Origin of the sequence: Arthrobacter sp. E44, assembly GCF_041877125.1 — a bacterium.
Taxonomy (GTDB): domain Bacteria; phylum Actinomycetota; class Actinomycetes; order Actinomycetales; family Micrococcaceae; genus Arthrobacter.
Map to the genome: position 1 here is coordinate 1 of NZ_JBHDJA010000011.1, position 20,019 is coordinate 20,019.

General features: G+C 65.9%; 20 protein-coding genes. 4 read left to right on the forward strand and 16 right to left on the reverse strand.

Features of this window, described 5'->3' with window-relative positions; translation table 11 throughout:
• Nucleotides 1-163 precede the first annotated feature (163 nt).
• Nucleotides 164-343: a hypothetical protein gene (locus tag ACETK3_RS11300; protein WP_236820582.1), complete on the forward strand. Its 180-nt coding sequence runs from the start codon at nucleotides 164-166 to the stop codon at nucleotides 341-343.
• Between the two features lie 152 nt (nucleotides 344-495).
• Here ACETK3_RS11300 and ACETK3_RS11305 read toward each other — a convergent pair whose 3' ends face one another.
• The 8 genes from ACETK3_RS11305 to ACETK3_RS11340 form a co-directional block, all read right to left on the reverse strand.
• A complete protein-coding gene (locus tag ACETK3_RS11305; protein WP_373992891.1) occupies nucleotides 496-2,412 on the reverse strand; it encodes a BCCT family transporter in 1,917 nt (638 codons plus the stop codon).
• Between the two features lie 260 nt (nucleotides 2,413-2,672).
• Entirely contained in the window at nucleotides 2,673-3,482 is an 810-nt protein-coding gene (locus ACETK3_RS11310; RefSeq protein WP_236820580.1) for an IclR family transcriptional regulator, read from the reverse strand.
• An 80-nt stretch (nucleotides 3,483-3,562) separates the two neighbouring features.
• Entirely contained in the window at nucleotides 3,563-3,901 is a 339-nt protein-coding gene (uraH, locus tag ACETK3_RS11315) for a hydroxyisourate hydrolase (RefSeq protein WP_236799805.1), read from the reverse strand.
• Nucleotides 3,898-4,395, reverse strand: coding sequence for a 2-oxo-4-hydroxy-4-carboxy-5-ureidoimidazoline decarboxylase (uraD, locus tag ACETK3_RS11320; protein WP_373992892.1), 498 nt, complete (start codon nucleotides 4,393-4,395; stop codon nucleotides 3,898-3,900). The genes uraH and uraD overlap by 4 nt, the downstream gene beginning before the upstream one ends.
• A 171-nt stretch (nucleotides 4,396-4,566) precedes the next feature.
• Nucleotides 4,567-4,992, reverse strand: a complete 426-nt coding sequence (locus tag ACETK3_RS11325) for an ATP-binding protein (RefSeq protein WP_373992893.1) — start codon at nucleotides 4,990-4,992, stop codon at nucleotides 4,567-4,569.
• The gene (locus ACETK3_RS11330; RefSeq protein WP_141945622.1) at nucleotides 4,985-5,317 is read right to left on the reverse strand and encodes an STAS domain-containing protein; all 333 of its coding nucleotides are present in this window, start codon (nucleotides 5,315-5,317) and stop codon (nucleotides 4,985-4,987) included. Before ACETK3_RS11330 ends, ACETK3_RS11325 begins: the two co-directional genes overlap by 8 nt.
• The gene (locus ACETK3_RS11335) at nucleotides 5,317-7,275 is read right to left on the reverse strand and encodes a glycosyltransferase family 2 protein (RefSeq protein ID WP_373992894.1); all 1,959 of its coding nucleotides are present in this window, start codon (nucleotides 7,273-7,275) and stop codon (nucleotides 5,317-5,319) included. The genes ACETK3_RS11330 and ACETK3_RS11335 overlap by 1 nt, the downstream gene beginning before the upstream one ends.
• Entirely contained in the window at nucleotides 7,272-8,384 is a 1,113-nt protein-coding gene (locus ACETK3_RS11340) for a PP2C family protein-serine/threonine phosphatase (RefSeq protein ID WP_373992895.1), read from the reverse strand. Before ACETK3_RS11340 ends, ACETK3_RS11335 begins: the two co-directional genes overlap by 4 nt.
• A gap of 266 nt (nucleotides 8,385-8,650) precedes the next feature.
• On the opposite strand from ACETK3_RS11340, the gene ACETK3_RS11345 reads away from it, so the two are divergent.
• The gene (locus ACETK3_RS11345; protein WP_236799800.1) at nucleotides 8,651-8,932 is read left to right on the forward strand and encodes a hypothetical protein; all 282 of its coding nucleotides are present in this window, start codon (nucleotides 8,651-8,653) and stop codon (nucleotides 8,930-8,932) included.
• Between the two features lie 195 nt (nucleotides 8,933-9,127).
• On the opposite strand, the gene ACETK3_RS11350 is transcribed toward ACETK3_RS11345, so the two are convergent.
• Nucleotides 9,128-9,700: a GNAT family N-acetyltransferase gene (locus tag ACETK3_RS11350; protein WP_236799798.1), complete on the reverse strand. Its 573-nt coding sequence runs from the start codon at nucleotides 9,698-9,700 to the stop codon at nucleotides 9,128-9,130.
• A gap of 291 nt (nucleotides 9,701-9,991) precedes the next feature.
• On the opposite strand from ACETK3_RS11350, the gene ACETK3_RS11355 reads away from it, so the two are divergent.
• A complete protein-coding gene (locus tag ACETK3_RS11355) occupies nucleotides 9,992-11,386 on the forward strand; it encodes an MFS transporter (RefSeq protein ID WP_306971545.1) in 1,395 nt (464 codons plus the stop codon).
• A 53-nt stretch (nucleotides 11,387-11,439) separates the two neighbouring features.
• On the opposite strand, the gene bcp is transcribed toward ACETK3_RS11355, so the two are convergent.
• From bcp to ACETK3_RS11390, 7 genes are all read right to left on the reverse strand, one after another.
• Nucleotides 11,440-11,919, reverse strand: a complete 480-nt coding sequence (gene bcp / locus ACETK3_RS11360; protein ID WP_306971543.1) for a thioredoxin-dependent thiol peroxidase — start codon at nucleotides 11,917-11,919, stop codon at nucleotides 11,440-11,442.
• Between the two features lie 81 nt (nucleotides 11,920-12,000).
• Complete coding sequence (locus ACETK3_RS11365; protein ID WP_237429032.1) at nucleotides 12,001-12,663, reverse strand: winged helix-turn-helix domain-containing protein; 663 nt, start codon at nucleotides 12,661-12,663, stop codon at nucleotides 12,001-12,003.
• 9 nt (nucleotides 12,664-12,672) lie between these two features.
• Complete coding sequence (allB, locus tag ACETK3_RS11370; protein ID WP_237429031.1) at nucleotides 12,673-14,016, reverse strand: allantoinase AllB; 1,344 nt, start codon at nucleotides 14,014-14,016, stop codon at nucleotides 12,673-12,675.
• The gene (locus ACETK3_RS11375) at nucleotides 14,009-15,202 is read right to left on the reverse strand and encodes a glycerate kinase (RefSeq protein ID WP_237429030.1); all 1,194 of its coding nucleotides are present in this window, start codon (nucleotides 15,200-15,202) and stop codon (nucleotides 14,009-14,011) included. Before ACETK3_RS11375 ends, allB begins: the two co-directional genes overlap by 8 nt.
• Nucleotides 15,203-15,204: 2 nt before the next feature.
• Entirely contained in the window at nucleotides 15,205-16,995 is a 1,791-nt protein-coding gene (gene gcl / locus ACETK3_RS11380; RefSeq protein ID WP_373992896.1) for a glyoxylate carboligase, read from the reverse strand.
• Nucleotides 16,996-17,126: 131 nt separating this feature from the next.
• Entirely contained in the window at nucleotides 17,127-18,005 is an 879-nt protein-coding gene (locus ACETK3_RS11385; protein ID WP_373992897.1) for a 2-hydroxy-3-oxopropionate reductase, read from the reverse strand.
• Nucleotides 18,006-18,111: 106 nt separating this feature from the next.
• Nucleotides 18,112-18,912 (reverse strand): hydroxypyruvate isomerase family protein, encoded by an 801-nt coding sequence (locus ACETK3_RS11390; protein ID WP_373992898.1) that lies wholly within the window; start codon nucleotides 18,910-18,912, stop codon nucleotides 18,112-18,114.
• A 542-nt stretch (nucleotides 18,913-19,454) separates the two neighbouring features.
• Between ACETK3_RS11390 and ACETK3_RS11395 the strand changes: the two genes are divergently transcribed.
• Nucleotides 19,455-20,012 carry a hypothetical protein gene (locus tag ACETK3_RS11395; protein WP_373992899.1) on the forward strand — a complete coding sequence of 186 codons (558 nt, stop codon included), beginning with the start codon at nucleotides 19,455-19,457 and terminating at the stop codon, nucleotides 20,010-20,012.
• Nucleotides 20,013-20,019 lie beyond the last annotated feature (7 nt).

Genomic DNA, 20,019 nt, shown 5'->3' on the forward strand with positions numbered 1-20,019 from the left:
TAGCATGGGACATTGAAGACCTCCTTGTGGATCGGACTCTTAGACAAGCCCCACTCCACTTGGAGGTCTTCTTTTTGTCACCTAACCACGCCGCATGTTCCTAACCTCCGTGGTCAATACACCTAGCCCATCCCGGCCCTCAGGACCGTCGTTGACTCGGAGTGTGACCTGCGCCATACTCGTGCCCGGCCGGAGTGTTGAGGTGTGGCTACTGGGGGAGCATGTGGCCACCGGGGTGGTGGACCAGGCCGCGGAGGACGGATCGGTCCTCTGGATAGCCGCCGAAGGCATCAGCACGCGGCGCATTTTCGACAAGTCATCGGGCTATCAGATCTGGGCGTAATCGCCCTGCCGCCCGCAGCGCTGCCAGTTTTTAGCGCAGCCCGCAGCTGTGCCTGGACGTAACCCGCAGTTCCGGCCCCCTGGCTGGTCTGCCCAGTCGTAAACAACGATGGCCCCGACGCGGGCGCCGGGGCCATCGCAGTGCCGGAGCTCCTACAAGCGGTGGGCTGCCTTCTGCGTGTCCGTACTTGCCCCTGGGCACGGACTGCCCTTTGCACATGCTTCTGAGCACTCGTGCTTGGTCACAAGTTCAAATTGGAGACCGCGGTGCTGCTCGACCCCCGTGCGGATGGCCCGCTCCACCACCGAGTCCGCCAGCCGGCGGTGCAGGGAGAGCGGGTCCCGCCGCAGATCCTTGGTGATGGCAAAGCAGAGCAGCAGCATAACGATGATGAAGGGCAGGGCCGCCACGATGGTGATCCGCTGAAGGCCGGACAGTGCTTCCGAGGGCTGGTCGCCGCCGGCCAGGAGCATGACGGCTGCCACGGCACCGGTCAGGGCGCCCCAGAAGATGACCAGGGCACGCTTAGGTTCAGAGCTGCCGTTGGAGCTCAGTGAAGCCATGATCAGGGATGCGGAATCCGCGCCGGTGATGAAGAAGATTGCCACCAGAACCATGGCGAGGACGATCACGGCCGCGGTCAGCCAGGCGGGCAGCGGGAGGTTCTTGACCAGGTTGAACAGGGCGCCATCGAAATCGATGGTGGCCTTGCCGTCGACCATGGTCATGAGCCCCGGCGAACCGGCTTTGTCCGCTTCCTGCTGGATACGGAAAGCGGTGCCGCCGAAGATGCCAAACCAGACCACGCTCACAATGCTGGGGACGAGCAGGACGCCGGTGACAAACTGCCGGATGGTGCGGCCACGGCTGATGCGGGCGATGAACATTCCCACAAAGGGCGTCCAGGAAATCCACCAGGCCCAGTAGAAGATGGTCCAGCCCGACATCCAGGTGCGCAATGCTTCGTCGCCGACGGCCTCAGTGCGGGAAGACATTGCGGCCAGGTCCCGGATGTAGTCACCCAGAGCGGAGGGAATGAGGTTGAGGATGAAAAGGGTCGGCCCTGCCACAAAGACGATCATGGCCAGCACGACGGCGAGGACCATGTTGATATTGGACAGCCACTGGATGCCCCGGCTGATGCCGGAAACTGCGGAGGCAACGAAGCATGCCGTCAGGATGGCGACGATCCCGACCAGCACGGGGGTTCCGATTTCGCCGGCCCAGCCGTTGGAAGTGAAGCCGCTGCCGATCTGCAGGGCGCCCAAGCCCAGGGAAGCTGCGGTGCCGAAGAGCGTGGCGAAGATGGCCAGGATGTTGATGACCTTGCCCACCGGTCCTTCAACGGTCCTGATCCCGAACAGGGAGGTGAAGGCGGCGGAGATCAACTGCTTGCGGCCCAGTCGGTACGTGCCGTAGGCCATTGCTATTCCCACGACGGCGTACATGGCCCAGGGGTGAAGCGTCCAGTGGAAGATCGAGGTGGCCATGGCCGTTTGGATGGCGGCCGGAGTGCGGCCATCGACGGTTCCCGGCGGCGGAGAGATGAAGTGGTACAGCGGCTCGGCGACGCCGTAGAACATCAGGCCGATGCCCATGCCGGCGGCGAACATCATCGCGATCCAGGAGACCGTGCGGAATTCAGGCTTTTCACCGTCCTTGCCCAGTGGAATGTTGCCGAACTTGCTCATTGCCAGCCACAGCACGAAGACGACGAAGAGTGAGGCGAGGACCATGAACAGCCAGCCCGTGTACTCCATTACCCAGTCAAGGGCGTCTTTTGACGTGGTGGCGAGACTGTCCTTGTCGAGGAATCCCCAGGCAATGAAGGCCAAGGCTATGGCGCCCGTGATCCCGAACGTCGCCTTGTCCAGCGTCAACTTCCGGTTGCGGCGCTGGGAGACTTCCTGCTCCCGCCTGCCCAGCCGCAGCTCTTCGAGGATCTGTTCATGATCGTTAGGGGCAGCCGGGGCCGCTTCTTCCCGTGGATCGTCAAGGCTTGCAGGGGCGGCGTCCCCTGACGGAGGCACTTTGGGCTTGGGGGTAGTCAAATCACTATTGATGGCCATGAAAGCGGGTCCTTTGGCTAGTCCATGGGCTTGCGAGTGTGCTTGGCCTGTAGTTGCAGGAGCCCTAACGGCAACCGGAAACCGCGGCCATGCGGGGGAAGGGTCATTAGCCCTGTGGGGGAGGTGTTCCGCAAAGATCAACAGAGTTCGCGCTAAGCAACAAGAGTGCTGTACGTCACTTTGAAAGTCAAGGGAGGCTGCACAGGCCGTGTCCCCGCTTAAAGCAAATGACCCCCGGCCAGCCGGGGGTCATTTTGTTGTTATCGGACCGTGTAGCCCATGTTGGCGCTGACCTTGAGTCCGGCTTCCTTGAGTGTTTCCAGCAGCCCCGGGATCTGCTCAGGGTCGAAACGGAATGCGGGTCCCGAGATGCTGAGGGCGCCAATCACGGTGCCCTGGTGGTTGTAGACGGGCACCGCCACCGCGTTCAGGCCGATTTCGAACTCCTCGCGGACCACGGCGTACCCCTTGGCGGCCACCTCGAGCAGCTCCGCGTCCAGTTTCTTCCGGTTTGTGACGGTCCGGGCCGTTCGGGCTTCCAATCCCGTCTCCTTGAGGATCCGGTCCCGTTCATCGGCCCCCAGTGCTGCCAGGAGCACCTTTCCGCTGGAGGTCGCATGCAAGGGCGTGAGGCTTCCCACCCAGTCGTAGGTGGCCAGCGTGGAAGGGCCCATGGCTTGGTCCACGTTGACTGCATAGTTGGAACGCAGGACGGCGAGGTTGACGGTTTCCTTGAACTCCTCCGCCAGGCTTTCCAGCACAGGCCGTGCCTCGTGCACCAGGCTCAGCCTGCCGGGAATGGAACTGGCCAGGCGCAGGATGCCGAAGCCGAGCTGGTACTTTCCGCGCTCGCTGTTTTGGTGGACCATTTCGCGGGTTACCAGGGAACCCATCAGCCGGGAGACGGTGGACTTGTGGATCCCCATCTCCTCGGCGATCTCGCTCACGCCGGCGTGCCCTTCCCTGGCCAGGATCTCCAGGACGGTCAGAGCACGCTCCACGGACTGCACTCCGCCTGACTGGCCGCCTTCGGTGTCGGTATCTGATTCCGGTTCATTTTTAGGAGCCATACTTCCTGATCCTATGCGGGAACCGTGACGGCCGTGACATTGGATCAACCTGGGCGGCGTCCGGCCGCCCTGGATGTCCGCTAGCTCCCGCGGTAGGTGGAGTATGCGAACGGGCTCAGGAGCAGCGGCACGTGGTAGTGCTCGGGGCCGGTGACCTCGAACACCAGGTCCACTTCCGGGAAGAAGGTCTGTGTCTGCAGGCCTGCGTAGTACTTGCCCGTGGCGAAGTTCAGCTTGTAGTGTCCCGGTTCCAGCTGCTCCGGCCCCAGGTCCTTCGCCCGGCCGTCCGCGTCGGTGCTGGACGCTGCCAGCTCGCGCCAGGTGCCGCCGTCGTTCTTTGAAAGGACGACGGCGACCCCCGCCGCCGGGCGCCCCGCGCCGGTGTCGAGGATGTGGGTAGTGACGTGGGAAACGCTCATTCGCTGATCAGTCCTTCGAGCCGCAGTACGGCGATTTCGCGCAGCTGCTGCGCCACGATGCTGTCTTCTTCTTCCGGAGAGTTGGAGAGCCGCTGGTTCAGGGCCGCCAGGATTTCCGGGGCGGTGCGTCCGGCTGCCCGGATCAGGAAGACCCGGCCGAACTTCTCCTCGTACTCACGGTTCCCGCGCGCCAGGGACCCGGCGGCTTCAGCGTCCGCAGGGTCCACCCCGGCTTGCTCGGAACGGGACATTGACGCCTCGGTGCTGGCCGCCGTCGGGCGTTCCCCGATCCTGGGATGGTGGGCCATGGCGGCTTCAACCTCGGCGGGAGTGAACGGGTTGGCAGCCTGGGCGGCGAACTCCAGGAGCTCGTTACGGGCGGGGAACGGGCGTGCCCCGGCCACCGCCTCCACCCAGCGGCTGATGTCGATGCAGGGCCGGAGGATGGCCTGGGCCGCGGCAGGATCCGCGCTGTTGAATTCGGCAAGCTTCATGCTGGTCGTATTCCTTGGTGTCATGCTGGCATCCACGGTGACGGCTATGCGGACGCCGGAGTGCCCGGCACCTACGCACAATGGCAGGCTTCCGCATCATGGAACTGTTATTTCAGCATACGCAATATTCAAGAGCAGGCGAGGGTCACTGTCAAGCGGCGCGCCAGATCCCTAGTCCCGTGAGGACGTCCTGGAAAGCACCCACGTGTTGGTTCCGTCCTGGCGCTCGAATGTCACCGTGGTGACCAGCGCCTCGATCAAGGCCAGGCCGCGCCCCGACTCGGCGTCGTCGTCCGGGGTGGAGGCCTCCATGGGACCGAACGGCGCCTTGGCGTAATAGGCGCTGACCCGCGCCTGCAGCAGCGCGGGCTGCACCGTGGTCTCCACGCCCAGCTCCACCTCGCGGTCCCCGGCCGGCTGCGCATGCTGGACGATGTTGGACGCGGATTCGATGACGGCGGTGGTGAACGTCATCTGGTCCATGTCGTTCACGAACGGGACGTCCAGCCACAGGCTGTCGAGGTCGTTGTGGATCTCTTCTATGGCCTCTTCGGCGGCCGGTCCGCGGAAGCTGCGCGATGCCAGTACCTCAGTCATTGCTGAACGCCTCCTCGGCCGTGGGGTAGGCGGTGAGGACCTTGTCCATGCTGGTCAACTTCAGGACCATGTTCACCTGCGGCTGCACGGCAGCGATGCGCAGGTCGCCGCCGGCCTGGCGGGCGGCCTTGAGGCAGCCGATCAGCGCGCCAAGGCCGGAGGAATCCATGAACGCGGTGTTTTCCAGGTTGACCACGATCCGGTTCGATCCGCCGGCGATGACGTCCGTGACGAACTCGCGCAGTTTGGGCGCGGAGACCATGTTGAGCCGGCCGTCCGCCTTGACCTCCGCGTACGAATCTTTGACCTCGTAACTGAACTCCATCAGGATTCCTCTCTGTTTGCAGGTTCTGCGGCCGGTTCGTACCCCTTGTAGAGCACGGCGCGGACCAGGATGCTCATGACCACCAGGTCAAAGACCACCCAGACAACGTTGACCAGGGTGCCCAGCGGCTCGGCCAGGCCGGTGGCCAGGCGGATGATGCCGACGACAGCGGCGACGGCCAGCAGGATGGACACCACGATCTGGGGCCGGATGAGGCTCCAGCTGGGTCCGCCGCTTTGGCGCGCCTTCGGGGTGACGGCAAACCCAAGGGGACGGCCGAACCAGACGTTGCGGGCCGCCGTCGTGCATGCCCTGATCCAGGTGGGGAACAGCGCAAGGCTGTACTGCTGGCCGCGCCAGGTGGGAATGCCCCGGCCTGCCACGGCGAACAGCAGCTGGTTGACCACCATGAACGGGATGAACCGGATGAAGAAGTCCCAGCTCAGGCTGCTGACCGGCAGGATGCCCAGCAGCAGGTAGATGATGGGGGCGGCGAAGTAGATGACCGCGGCGAACCCGCTCAGGTACGTCCACATGGTGGCGAAATACATCAGGCGCTGGCCGAGCTTGAGGCCCTTCTGCACCAAAGGGTTCTCGCGGAGCAACACCTGGATGGTGCCCTGGGCCCACCGGAGGCGCTGGGTGAGCATGGTCTTGAGGTCTTCCGGCGCCAGGCCGTAGGCCAGGATCTCGTGGTGGTAGACGCTCTCCCAGCCCATGGCGTGCATGCGCATGGCGGTGGCCATGTCCTCGGTCACCGAGATGGTGGCCAGAGGCATCACCGGCTGGGCCTCGTTGCTGCGCTCCACGGTGAGGGCATCCAGGACGGCCTGGACGGACTCCAGAGCGCCCAGCGGGGACCAGTCGCGGGCGGACATGCGCTGGACGGCGTCATCAGCCACCACTGGGACACCGGACTCGCCCACGTGGGCCAGCTCCATGGCGGCGATTTCCTCGAGGTCTGCCTGCAGTGCTGCGACGTCGGCCTGGACCAGGGTCTGGACGGCGGCGTCCACGCGGCGGCGGACCCGGTAGGTCACTTCGCTGAGGGGGCGGCCGGTGTCCACTTCCGCCTGGGCTTCGCGGGTGGCGGCCTCCACCTCGTCCAGGACCTCCGACACCAGGGGTGACTCGACATCGGCAGATTTCCGGGCCTGCTTGATGGCTGCCCGGGACGCGGCCAGGGCGCGGCGGATGCTCTTCTCGGTTTCCTTGACGTAGCCCACCAGGCCCAGCTGCATCAGGGCCTCCCGGCGCAGGATGGCGTTGGAGCCGCAGAAGAAGGCCGCGTTCCAGCCGTCCTTGCCCTGCTGGATGGGGCCGTAGAACAGCGGTGCCTGGCTGCCGAGCGGATCGTCAGCGGGAACGTTGCTGAAGTACTGGGGCGTCTGGACCAGGGCCACGCGCCGGTTGTTGAAGTAGCCCAGGGTCTTTTCCAGGATGTCCGGCTCGGGGATCTGGTCCGCGTCCAGGATCAGCAGGAACTCGCCATGGGTGACCATGAGGGCGTTGTTGAGGTTGCCGGCCTTGGCGTGCCGCGGCAGGTCCTTGGTCCAGTCCCCGCTGCGGGTGACGTAGCCCAGGCCATGCTCTTCCGCCAAGGCCTTGAGCTCGGGGCGGGCACCGTCGTCCAGGATCCAAGTGCTGTGCGGGTGCCGGATCTTCTGCGCCGCCAGCGCGGTGGTGAGGACCATGTCCAGGTCCTCGTTGTAGGTGGTGATGAAGACGTCCACGGTGGCGTCTTGCGGCGGCGGCGGGGCGCCTTTGCGGATCTTCAGCTTCCACACGGTCATGCCGAAGAGCATGACGTCGATCAGGCTGTAGGTTTCGGCGACCACCAGGGGGAGGGCAATCCACCAGGCATCCCAGTTGAGGGACGCCGCCCAGCGCCAGGCGATGTAGTTCAGGCCGGTCAGGACGGTGAGCACCACCACCAGCCGGGTCCAGAAACGGGTCATGCGGCCACCTCCCCGGGGAGCCGGCGGACCACAACCACCGTGACGTCGTCTTCGGCGGTCTCTGCCGGGGCGAGGGCCATGATGGAGCTGCTGGCTTCATGGGCCGAACCTGCAGCCTGCGTTGCCTGCTGCACGGCGTCCGTGAAATCCTCCACGGACTCGAACACGTCCAGCACACCATCGCTGACCACAACCAGGGAATCGCCCGGGGCCAGCTCCAGCTCTGCCTGCGGCCACTGCGTCCCGGGCCAGGCCCCCACTGGAGGCCCTCCCGTGGGGAGGCGGTCCGCCGGACCTGCAGGCTGGACGTGCAGCGCAAGTCCGTGGCCGGCGTCGACGTAGCTGACCTTGCCGGACGCCGCGTCCAGCCGGGCATGGAAGAGGGTGACGAAGGAGTTGGAGGAGTCAAGGTCGCTGGCGATCGCCTTGCTGGCAGAGGCGAACCCCGCGTCCAGGTCCTGCCGCAGGCCGGTGGAGCGCATCACTGCACGGACCGTTGCCGCGATCAGCGCCGCGCCCATGCCCTTGCCCATGGCATCGGCGAAGGTCAGGTGGAGCCCGTCGGGCGTCTGGTACCAGTCGTAGAAGTCGCCGCCCACGCTGCGGGAGGGGCGGAAAAGGCCCGAAACGTCGTAGCCGTCCACCCGGATGTCCTCCTTGGGCAGCAGGCTTTGCTGCACCTCCGTGGCGCGTTCCAGTTCACTCCGGGCCGCGGACGCCGCCGCTTGGGAGGGGCGGCGGCGGAACAAGGCGTTGATCCGTGACTGGAGTTCCCGGGGGCTGAACGGCTTGCTGATGTATTCATCGGCGCCGTTGTCCAGCCCGGTGAGCTTGTCCAGTTCGTCCGCGCGGGCAGTGAGCATCACGATGAACGCGTCCGAGAATTCGCGCAGGAGCTTGCATACCTCCAGCCCGTCAAGGTCCGGCAGGTTCAGGTCCAGCGTCACCAGGTCCGGTTTGGTCCGCCGGACTTCCTCCACTCCGGGGAGGCCGGCGCCCGCGTGGGTGACGTCAAAGCCCTGCTTCACCAGGACGCGGACCAGCAGGCCGCGGATGTCCGGGTCATCTTCGATGACTACCGCACGGCGGGTTTCGGAGGGAGAGACCATTCTCTACTTCTACCGTATTAAGCCGCACACGGCATGTCTTAGGCTTCACAGTTTCCGGTGACTTGCCTGACAGGAGGCGATACCCACCCTTTTCGGTCCTGCGCAGGGGCACCGCTCAGCAGATCTTGTGGAAATTTTGGCATCTGCTTGCCGGGACGTTGAGGTGCGGCGCTCACACTCGAAGGAACGCAGCAGCTTCCAGGAAACAGCGTACGACGACGACACCGCGCGGAGGCTGTACGGCTTGCGGAAGGCGGGGAAGCCATATGGAACAAGTTAAGAGGAAGGGCGCGGACAAGGCCAAAGCATGGCTTCGCGTCTACTTCCACTCACGCAAAGTACGGGCGGCATCGCGGGAACTGGAGCACGCGCTCGCCGAATCGCGGGAAGTGTCCAGCTGGCCGGGGGACCGGCTTCCGGTGGGGGAGGAGATGTCCCGGCACGTAGAGAAGCTGACCCGGCGGCTGAAGCTGGAGACCGAGGCGCACCGCAGGCTAGAAGTCCTTTTCAAGACTGCGGGTGGAGGGCATTCCGTAGCGGCGCTTTAGGTGCCACACTTAGCAGCAATCGATTGGCTGGGGGATAGTCAGGAGATTGCTGTGAGTTTGTTGCTTGGCTGGTCGTACCTGATGGCAGGACTCATGACCATGGACGCGCTGCTCCTGGCGCTATGGGCCATGGAGGTTGACTGGGGCAGATACTGGCGCCGGAAGTAGCTCTGGGGGAGCCGCCGAAGCCCGTGCTTATGTGAGTTCCAGCCGCATCAGCACGCGCGGAAAACCGTTCAGGACCGACGTCGTGTCCGCCGCCTTGGTGAAGCCTGCGTCCTCGAACAGCTTGCGGGTTCCCACATAGGCCATGGTGAGGTCCACTTTGCTGCCGCCGTTGTCCACCGGATAGCCCTCCACGACGGGCGCTCCATAGGACCGTGCCATCCCGACGGCACCTGCCAGCAGGTGGTGCGAGATCCCCTTTCCGCGGTGCCCGGGGCGTACCCGGAGGCACCAGACCGACCAGGCGTCCCGGTCGTCAACGTGCGGGATCTTCCTGTTGCGGGCGAAGCTGGTGTCCGCGCGCGGGTGGACCGCTGCCCACCCAACGGGTTCGCCGCCGTCGTACGCTATGACTCCGGGTGGCGGATCCTGGGTGACCAGCTGCCTGACCAGTTCCCCCCGTTCCTCGCCCCGCAGCGAAACGTTTTGCTTGGAGGGGATCCGGTAGCTCAGGCACCAGCAGACCGTGGCGTCCGGCCGCTTGGGCCCTACCAGTGCTTTGACGTCCTCGAAGTTTGTTGCCGGACGCACCTCGATCACCATGCGATGATCCTAGCCACCGGGAATCCGGCCAATACTCCACGCCGCCACCCTGCGGACGTCAACCCGGGTTGCCTGCAGCGGCACCCTGGCTCCTCCATGGTGGCGTCCTGACTTGACCCGAAGACCGAGGCGAGCACCAGTGCCAGGCGCGGGTCCTTCCCGTTCGCAGGCGCTTCCTTATCCGTCCCGTTGTGCATGGCGTCCCCTTCCTGAATTTGGGGTAGAGCTGAATCCCCTTCAGGCCAGTTTCCACCCTGTTGGCGGTCCTTGCGCGTCACTACACTGGGACGCATGACCCAGCAGGAACCGGGCAACGCCGCTGCGGATCCAGAAACAATCCACCGCTCCCTGCGTACCCCGGCCCAGCGCTCCCGAACCTTTGCCGGCATCCTGGTCAACACCGCCCTGGCGAATATCACCACCAGCTACCTGTGGTTCGCGCTGACTTTCTGGCTGTACCTGGAGACGCGCAACGTGATTGCCACCGGCGTGGTGGGCGGCGCCTACATGCTGCTGATCGCCCTGTCCAGCATCAGCTTTGGCACTTTCGTGGACCGTTACCGCAAGCTGGCCGTCATGCGCTTCGCCGCCGGCTTCAGCCTGGTCATGTTCGTGCTGTCCGGGTTGATGTTCCTGCTGACGCCCGCGGCATCGCTGCTGGACCTGGGGCAGCCGTGGTTCTGGATCTTCACTGTCATCATCCTGGTCGGCGCCGTGGTGGAGAACCTGCGGAACATCGCCCTGTCCACAACCGTCACCATCCTCATCGAGCCTGAACGCCGCGCCAATGCCAACGGGCTGGTGGGTATGGTGCAGGGGCTAATGTTCATCGTCACCTCCCTGCTGTCCGGACTCTCCGTCGGGTTGCTCGGCATGGGCTGGACCATCGCGGTCGCACTGGTGCTTACGGCGCTCGCCGCCGCGCACCTGCTGACCCTGCGGATGCCCGAGGAAGTGCGCGCGGCGGCAACGGACGCCCAAGGCGGCTTTGATCTTCGGGGTTCTTTGGCCGCGGTGCTGGCCATCTCCGGGCTGTTTGCGCTGGTCCTGTTTTCCACGTTCAACAACTTCATCGGGGGCGTCTACATGGCGCTGATGGACCCCTACGGGCTGGAGATGTTCTCGGTGGAGATGTGGGGCGCCGTGTTCGCAGTTGGATCCACGGGGTTCATTATCGGCGGTGCCCTGATCGGCAAATTCGGGCTGGGAGCCAACCCGTTGCGCACCCTGCTGATGGCAGTGGCAGTCATGGGGGTTCTCGGCGCGGTCTTCACCCTGCGGGAGTGGGCGTGGCTCTACATCCTGGGAATCTGGCTCTACCTGCTGCTGGTCCCGTTCGTGGAGGCGGCCGAACAAACCGTCATCCAGCGGGTGGTGCCGTTGGAGCGGCAAGGCCGCGTCTTCGGCTTCGCCATGGCGTTTGAGTCCGCCGCGGCCCCTGTCACCGCTTTCCTCATCGCACCCATCGCCCAGTTCTGGATCATCCCCTATGCGCGGTCGGCGGACGGCGCCACCGCCCTGGCGCCGCTGCTGGGTGAGGGCACGTCCCGCGGGATCGCCTTGGTGTTCCTGGTGGCCGGCATCATCATGATCGCGGCGGCGCTGCTGGCTTTCCTCACGCCGGTCTACCGCAGGGTTTCGGCGTCCTATGCGCAGGTTGCAGCAGAGGTGAAGGCAGAAGGTTAAACGCCGGACGCCCCAGCAGCATGTGCTGGGGCGTCCGGAGATGCAGAGAGAGCTTAGACTCCCAGGGCTTCCTTGAGGCGGGTGACGTGGCCGTCGGCCTGGACCTGGTACTGGGCCAGGGTGACGTTTCCTTGGGGATCCACTACAACCGTGGAGCGGACGATCCCTTCGTGGATTTCGCCGTTGACCAGCTTTTCGCCCCAGGCGCCGTAGGCCAGGGCAACCGCGTGGTCGGGGTCGGAGAGCAGCGGGAAGGTCAGGGAGAAGTCGCCGCTGAAACCGGCAAGCGCTTCCGGGGCGTCGGGGGAGACACCGACAACTTCATAGCCCTTGCCCTGGAGGGAGGCAAGGCTGTCGCGGAAGTCGCAGGCCTCGGTGGTGCAGCCGGGGGTTGCGGCCTTGGGGTAGAAGTACACGATGACGTTCTTGCCACGGTAATCGGCCAAGGAGGTTTCCCGGCCCTGGGCGTCCCGGAGGGTGAAATTAGGAGCCGGGGTGCCGGGCTGAAGCTTGGTGGTCAGGGTGGGGCTCATGGCGTTCCTTTGTAAGACTCGGTCAGTGATGGCCAAACATCCAGTGAAGCGGGTTGCCGCTTACTGATACAAACCCGCGCGTCATATGCAGTATTCCGCAGGACCCCGAACCGCGGCGTGCGGGCCGGGAACAAACTGGTAGCCGCCGCCGCGCACCGTGGCCACGGCGTGGCGGGCGTTGCCCAGTTTCTTGCGGATCCTGCCCACGTATACGTCGATGGAGCGGGCGGTGGCGCCGGGGAAATCCAGCGATTCCAGGAACTCCTGCAGCTCCTCGCGGCCCACTGTGCGGGACAGGTGGGTTACCAGATACCGGAGCACCTTGTACTCGACGCCGGTCAGCGCCACCGGACGGCCGTCCAGCAGGACGGTGTCGGCGGCAAGGTCCACGGCGACGCGGCTGACGGGGCCGGCCGACGGCGGCAGGCGGGTGCCGCCGTCGGCCCTTGAAAGTGCCGGGCTGGGTGCCTCCGCCGCGGAGGAAGCGCGGGAGGAGTCATCTTTTGCTTCCTCCGCGGCGGACGTGGGGGCTCCGGCGGCAGGCCAATGGACTTCCGCCTCCGGAGCAGTTTCGAGGGCCCTCGCGAGGACCATTTGGGCGGCGTGGCGCAGGAGTTCCGGGCTGGTTCCTTCAGCGGGGACAACCCACACGGCCAGTCCGTGGGCCGTGGCCCGCCGGGCTGGAACCGGATACGGCACCTGTCGCGGGGCCGCCGTCCGTGGATGATGGGCTTCCACTGCCATGGCGCGCCCCTATACGCCGCCGCGGCGGATCAGCTTGCCCGTAGGGGTCTGGCCGTCCACTACGGCGCCGCGGAGGTAGGTTTTGCGTACGACGCCGGACAGGGCTTTGCCGTCGTACGGGGTGATGGGGTTCTTGTGCTTGAGCTTGGAGACGTCCACAACGAAGGCTTCGTCCGGGGCGAAGACGGAGAAGTCGGCGTCGTAGCCCAGGGCCAGCTGTCCCTTGTTGGTCAGCCGGGCCAGGTTGGCGGGCTTCTCTGCCATCCAGGACACCACCTGCTCCAGCGGGATGCCGCGGTGCCGCGCTTCGGTCCAGATCAGGGACAGGCCCAGCTGCAGCGACGAGACGCCGCCCCAGGCCACGGCGAAGTCGCCATTTTCCAGGTCCTTGAGGTCCAGGGTGGAAGGGGAGTGGTCCGAGACGATGCAGTCGATGGTGCCGTCCTGCAGGCCCTGCCACAGCAGCTCCCGGTTGGAGGCCTCGCGGATGGGCGGGCAGCACTTGTAGGCGGTGGCGCCGTCCGGGATTTCCTCCGCCATCAGCGTGAGGTAGTGCGGGCAGGTCTCCACGGTGAGCCTGACGCCGTCGCGCTTGGCGCTGGCGATCATGGGCAGCGCGTCCGACGACGACAGGTGCAGGATGTGCGCACGCGCACCGGTCCAGCGGGCCCGTTCGATGACCTCGGCGATGGCCTTGTTCTCGGCGCCGCGGGGTCGGGAAGCCAGGAAGGTTTGGTAGTGGTCGCCGCCCGGGTGGGGTGCGCGGTCGATGGCGTGCGAGTCTTCGGCGTGGACGATCATGAGCGAGTCAAAGGACTTCAGCTCGGCCATGTCCTCTTCCATCTCGTCCGCGTCCAGGTGCGGGAACTCGTCCACACCGGAGTGCAGGAGGAAGCACTTGAAGCCGAAGACGCCCTCGTCGTGCAGGGGGCGCAGGTCCGCCTTGTTGCCGGGGATGGCCCCGCCCCAGAACCCGACGTCGATGAACGCCTGGTCCTCGGCCACCTCGCGCTTGAGCTTGAGGTTCTCCACCGTGGTGGTGGGCGGGACGGAGTTCAGCGGCATGTCGATAATGGTGGTGACGCCGCCCGCTGCCGCAGCGCGGGTGGCGGAGGCGAAGCCCTCCCACTCGGTGCGGCCAGGCTCGTTGACGTGGACGTGGGTGTCCACCAGGCCGGGGAGCAGGGTTTCGTCGTCGGCCAGTTCGATGACTTCGGCGCCCGCCAGGCCGTTGCCCAGCGGTTCGATGGCCACGATCTTGCCGTTGCGGACACCTACCTCGCGCGGCGCGATGCCGGCGGTGGTCAGGATGCGCTGGCCCCGGATGACGAGGTCAAAACGTTCTTCAGACACGGAGGTCCTCCTTGGTACTTGCGGCGGCGGGCCTGTTGGCCGCCAGCCCCGCACTGATTTGGGTGCCCAGCTGCTCCAGCAGCGGCCCAGCCTCTGCTATGCACCTGTTTACATCGGTTTCGAGCGCCGTCAAAGCGTAGACGTCCTCGAATCCGGCCGCTGCCGCCTGGCCCTGGTCCAGGGTGGTCCGGCCGCAGACGGCGATGACCGGAACGCCCTGGGCCGCGGCGGCCCGCGCAACGCCCATGGGGGTTTTGCCCAGCAGGCTTTGCTCGTCCAGGCTGCCTTCGCCGGTGATCACCAGGTCTGCACCCGCCAGGCGGTCCGCCAGCCCGGTGAATTCCAGGACGACGTCGATGCCCGGCCGCCGCGACGCGGCCAGGACGGCGATGGCGGCGTAGCCCACGCCGCCGGCTGCCCCGGCTCCGGGAGCCTCAGCAGCCTTGACGGCGCGGAATCCGATTTCCCTGGCCAGGACTTCGACAAACCTGGCCAGGGCGGCGTCGAGCATGCCGACGTCTTGGGGCGTGGCGCCCTTCTGCGGACCGAACACCGCTGCGGCGCCTTGGGCGCCCAGCAGCGGGTTGTCCACATCGGAGGCCAGCACAAACCGTGTGTCCACCAGTCGGGGCTCGAAATCGGTGAAGTCGATGCTGTGCAGGTTTGCCAGCGCAGCCCCGCCCGGTGGAAGTTCGTTGTTCCTGTTGTCCAGGAACCTGGCGCCGAGCCCCTGCAGGAGCCCCGCGCCGCCGTCGGTGTTGGCACTGCCGCCCACGCCGAGCACGATCCGCCGGCAGCCGGCGTCGAGCGCTGCCCGGATGAGCTGGCCGGTGCCCAGGCTGCTGGCCGTGGCGGCCTCAACCGGGGTGGGCCGTCCGCCCTTCTGGACGCTTGGCACCAGGGCGAGCCCCGAAGCCGCCGCCATCTCAATGACGGCCTCGTGCCCGCGGACCGCGTAGTCCGCCTCCACCGGCTGCCCCGTGGGACCGCTGACCGTGGCCGTGCGACGGGTGAAACCGGAGCCGACGGCGGCGTCGAGGGTGCCCTCGCCGCCGTCGGCTACCGGAATCCGGACCACGTCAAGGTTCCCGCCGGCACCGCGCTGCAGGCCCTTTTCCAGGTGGCTGCACACCTCCGGGGCGGACAGCGATCCCTTGAACTTGTCCGGGGCAATAACCACGCGCATGGTTATGCCTGCAGGGCCAGGATGGCGGTGGGGGCGTCGGCGGCGGTCTCGGCCAGTTCCTCGAACTCGTTCACGGCGTTGATTTCCACGCCCATGGAGATGTTGGTGACCTTTTCCAGGATTACTTCCACCACCACGGGTACCCGGAACTCGCCTATCAGGGCCTTGGCCTTGTCGAACGCGGCGGCGAGGTCGCTGGGGTCCTCTACGCGGACGGCCTTGCAGCCCAGGCCTTCGGCCACCTTCAGGTGGTCAACGCCGTAGCCGCGGGTGTCCTCGGACAGGTGGGAGCTGTTGATGTTCTCGAACGCCAGGGACACGTTCTGCTCCATGTTGAAGCCGCGCTGGGACTGGCGGATCAGGCCCAGGTAGGAGTTGTTCACCACCACGTGGATGTACGGCAGGTTGAACTGCGCACCCACTGCCAGTTCCTCGATCATGAACTGGAAGTCGTAGTCGCCGGAGAGGGCAACCACGGTCTGGTCCGGGTTGGAACGTGCGACGCCGAGCGCGGCCGGGGCGGTCCAGCCCAGCGGGCCTGCCTGGCCGGCGTTGATCCACTTGCGCGGGCCGAAGACGTGCAGCATCTGCGCGCCGGCGATCTGGGACAGGCCGATGGTGGACACGTAGGTGGTGTCGCGGCCGAAGGACTTGTTCATCTCCTCGTACACGCGCTGCGGCTTGATGGGGATGTTTTCGAAGTGCGTCTTGCGGTGCAGTGAGGCCTTGCGGTCCTGGCATTCGGCCACCCAAGCGCTGTAGTCCGGCAGGGACCCGGCAGCAGCCCGTTCCCTGGCGAGTTCAACCAGCCCTTCCAGCGCCGCTCCGGCGTCGGACGCGATGCCCAGGTCCGGGGAGAACACGCGGCCGATCTGCGTGGGCTCGATGTCGATGTGCACGAACTTGCGGCCGGCCGTGTAGGTCTCCAGGCCGCCGGTGTGGCGGTTGGCCCAGCGGTTGCCGATGCCGATGACGAAGTCGCTCTGCAGGTAGTTCTCGTTGCCGTAGCGGTGCGAGGTCTGCAGGCCCACCATGCCGGCCATCAGCTGGTGGTCGTCCGGGATGGTGCCCCAGCCCATGAGGGTGGGGATGACCGGAACGTTCAGGGTCTCTGCCAGTTCCACCAGCTGTGCGGAGGCGCCGGCGTTGATGATGCCGCCGCCGGCCACGATCAGCGGGTGCTTGGCCGCCAGGAGCATGTCCAGGGCCTTCTCCAGTTGCTTGCGGGAGGCCTTGGGCTTCTCGACGGGCAGGGGCTCATAGGTGTCGATGTCGAATTCGATCTCGGCCATCTGCACGTCGATCGGCAGGTCCAGCAGCACGGGGCCGGGGCGGCCGGAGCGCATCAGCTGGAAGGCCTTCTGGAAGGCGCCGGGAACCTGGCCCGGTTCCAGGATGGTCATGGCCATCTTGGTGACGGGCTTGGCGATGGACTCGATGTCCACGGCCTGGAAGTCTTCCTTGTGCAGCTTGGCCACGGGGGCCTGGCCGGTGATGCAGAGCATGGGGATGGAGTCTGCCCAGGCAGCGTAGAGGCCGGTGATCATGTCGGTGCCGGCGGGGCCGGAGGTGCCGATGCAGATGCCGATGTTGCCGTCCTTGGCGCGGCTGAAGCCGTCGGCCATGTGGCTGGCGCCTTCAACGTGGCGGGCCAGGGTGTGGCGGATGCCGCCGTGGGCGCGCATGGCGGAATAGAAGGGGTTGATGGCGGCGCCTGGCAGGCCGAACGCCTCGATGGCGCCTTCCTTTTCCAGGATGGCCACCGCTGCATCAACGGTACGCATCTTGCTCATGGGGTGCTCCTTGTTGTGCCCCTTTGGGGCGAAGTCTGGGTGTTTTTGGGTGTGGTGAGGGAACCGCCGTCGTTTTATGTCCGACGGCGGGTGCCCTGCTGGTGTTTCTTAGGCGCCTGTAGCGCTGGTGCTTATTTCCTGCCGCTGAGCTGGAGGACCTGCTTGAAGAGTCCGGAGTGGTCCAGTGCGCCGTCGCCCTGGTTGACGGTGGCGGCGACGAGCTGGGCGACGATAGCGCCGAGCGGGATGGTGACGTTGGCTTCGCGGGCGGCCGAGGTGACGATGCCCAAATCCTTGTGGTGGAGGGCCAGGCGGAAGCCGGGGTCGAAGTTGCGGTCCAGCATCTTCTGGCCCTTCTGGTCCAGGACCTTGGAGCCGGCCAAGCCGCCGCCGAGGACCTTGAGGGCGGCGTCCGTGTCCACGTTGTAGGCCTCAAGGAAAGCGATGGCCTCGCCGAGGACCTCGATGTTGACGGCGACGATCAGCTGGTTTGCAGCCTTGACGGTCTGGCCTGAGCCGGAGGGGCCCACATGGACGATGGTCTTGCCGACGGCGTTCAGGACATCCTGGGCGTCCTCGAAGTCGGCCTTCTCGCCGCCGACCATGATGGAGAGGACGGCGTCGATGGCGCCCTGTTCGCCGCCGGAGACCGGGGCGTCGAGGGGGCGGATGCCTGCTTCGCGGGCCTCGTCGGACAGGCGCTTGGCGACGTCGGGGCGGATGCTGGAGGCGTCGATCCACAGGGTGCCCTGCTTGGCGTTGGCGAAGACGCCATCCTTGCCGCTGACTACGCCCTTAACGTCGGGGGAGTCCGGCACCATGGTGATGACGACGTCGGCATCCTTGACGGCCTCAGCGATGCTCGAGGCACCCTTGCCGCCTTCGGAGACCAGCTTGTCGATCTTGTCCTGGCTGCGGTTGAAGCCGGTGACGGTGTGGCCGGCCTTGACCAGGTTGATTGCCATGGGCAGGCCCATGATTCCGAGTCCGATGACTGCAACGTTGCTCATGATGGTTCTCTTTCTGAAGTCTGTATGTGTTCCCAACTGACTCGCATTTGTTGTCGTTTTGAGGGCTCATAACGACAACTACTGCGAGTCAGTTGGGCGGGAGGGGTCAGCGGGAGACGTGCTCGCGGATGGCCCAGCTGAAGGCCGTTTCCTGCGGTTCCTTGTACTCGAGGCCGATGTAGCCTTCGTAGCCGAGTTCGCGGCTGCGGGCGATCCACTCGCCGAGCGGGAGTGTTCCGGTACCGGGTGCGCCGCGTCCCGGGTTGTCGGCGATCTGGATGTGGCCGAAGTCCTTGGCGTAGTTTTCGATGACGGCCGGGACGTCATCGCCATTGACTGCCAGGTGGTAGAAGTCAGCGAGGAGCTTGATGTTGTCGACGCCGGCCTCCTCCTTCACGCGGGCGATGACCTTGAGTGCGTCGTCGGCGGTGAGGAGCGGGTACTTGGGTGCGCCGCTGACGGGTTCCAGGAGGACGGTGCCGCCGATGCGGGCCACGCCCTGGGCTGCTGCCGCCAGGTTCTTGACGGCGAGTTCGTCCTGCTCTTCGGCGGTGAATTCGTCCTGCCGGTTGCCGTAGAGGGCGTTGAAAGCCTTGCAGCCCAGGCGCTCACCGATGCCGGCCACCACGTCGATGTTGTCCTTGAACTCGGAGCAGCGTCCCTTCCAGGAGACCAGGCCGCGGTCGCCGCCGGGCATGTTGCCGGCGTTGAAGTTCAGGCCCGTGAGCTGGACGCCGGCGTCCGTGATGGCGTTCTCGAACTTGGTGACCTCGCTGTCCGCCGGGACGGAGGTTTCGAAGGGCCACCAGAATTCGACGGCGTCGAAGCCTGCTGCCTTGGCGGCGGCGGGGCGCTCGAGCAGGGGCAGCTCCGTGAGGAGGATGGAGCAGTTCACTGTGTACGTCATCGTAGGTCCTTCCAAGGAGGGCTTTGATCTATTTTCCCTTGCGTCCGGCTCCCTTACCGTTTCCGCTTTGTGGAATTTAGATTCTGCTTTATGAAAAGTGTAGGGAAGGTGGGGTGGGGTAGTCAAGACCGGCCCCGGGCAGCAGACTGGGATGACGTAAGTCCGTTCTGCGGAAACGAATTGGAGCGATCATGACCGGCGCCCGCCTCCGTCTTCTGGCCTGGCTCGTTGCCGTGGCCGGATTCCTTTCCGGCTGCACGACGGTGGCGGATCTCCGGGAGGCGTCCAGTGCTCCCGCCTCACCGGCTGCTGCATCTGCGGATGCTACTACGGAGTCCTCTGCCGGTCCCGATGCATCCGCAGCCAGTACCGCCCTGGCACCTCCGCCGGCCCCCATCCCGGCAGCGCCTGCAGAACCGGCTCCGAGTCCGGCAGCCCCTCCAGCTCCAGCTCCAGCCCCGGCCCCAGCTCCAGCCCCGGCCCCAGCTCCAGCCGCGGCGCCGCAGCCGTTCGCCCTCAACCTGTACCGGGAGGGGGATTTCGTGCCGCAGTACACCTTCGACTGGTGTGTGGCCGCGAGCATCCAGATGGCGCACAACCTCATCGACGACACTGGCGGCGGAACCTGGGCTGACCGGGCACAGCAGAACGAGCTGTGGGAAATGGCGCGTGCCCGCTCGTCCGATTCGTTCAACGGTGCCAACCCGTTCGGCTGGGCGCAGGTGCTGACGTTGTCAGGAATGGGGCCGTATGGCGTCGTAAGCATTCCCGACTACCAGGAAGCACTGCGGACAGCGGCTCGTGCCATCACCGAAACGGGGCGGCCTGTTGGGCTGGTGATGTGGAGCGGCCGGCATGCCTGGGTAATGAGCGGTTTCGAGTCGGTGGGAGATCCCCGGCAGTTCGCGGACTTCTCGGTAACCGGCGTCCACGTCCTTGATCCGCTGTACCCCTACGGGAGCGGTCAGTGGGGACCGTCGCCCGCGCCCAATGCACTGCTGAGCCCCGAACAACTTGCTACCCAGTTTGTGGTCCGTGAGCCCCGGCGGTGGAGCAGCGCCCTGCCCGCCGGCTACCTGCTGGTGCTGCCGCAGGCCTGACCTTTGT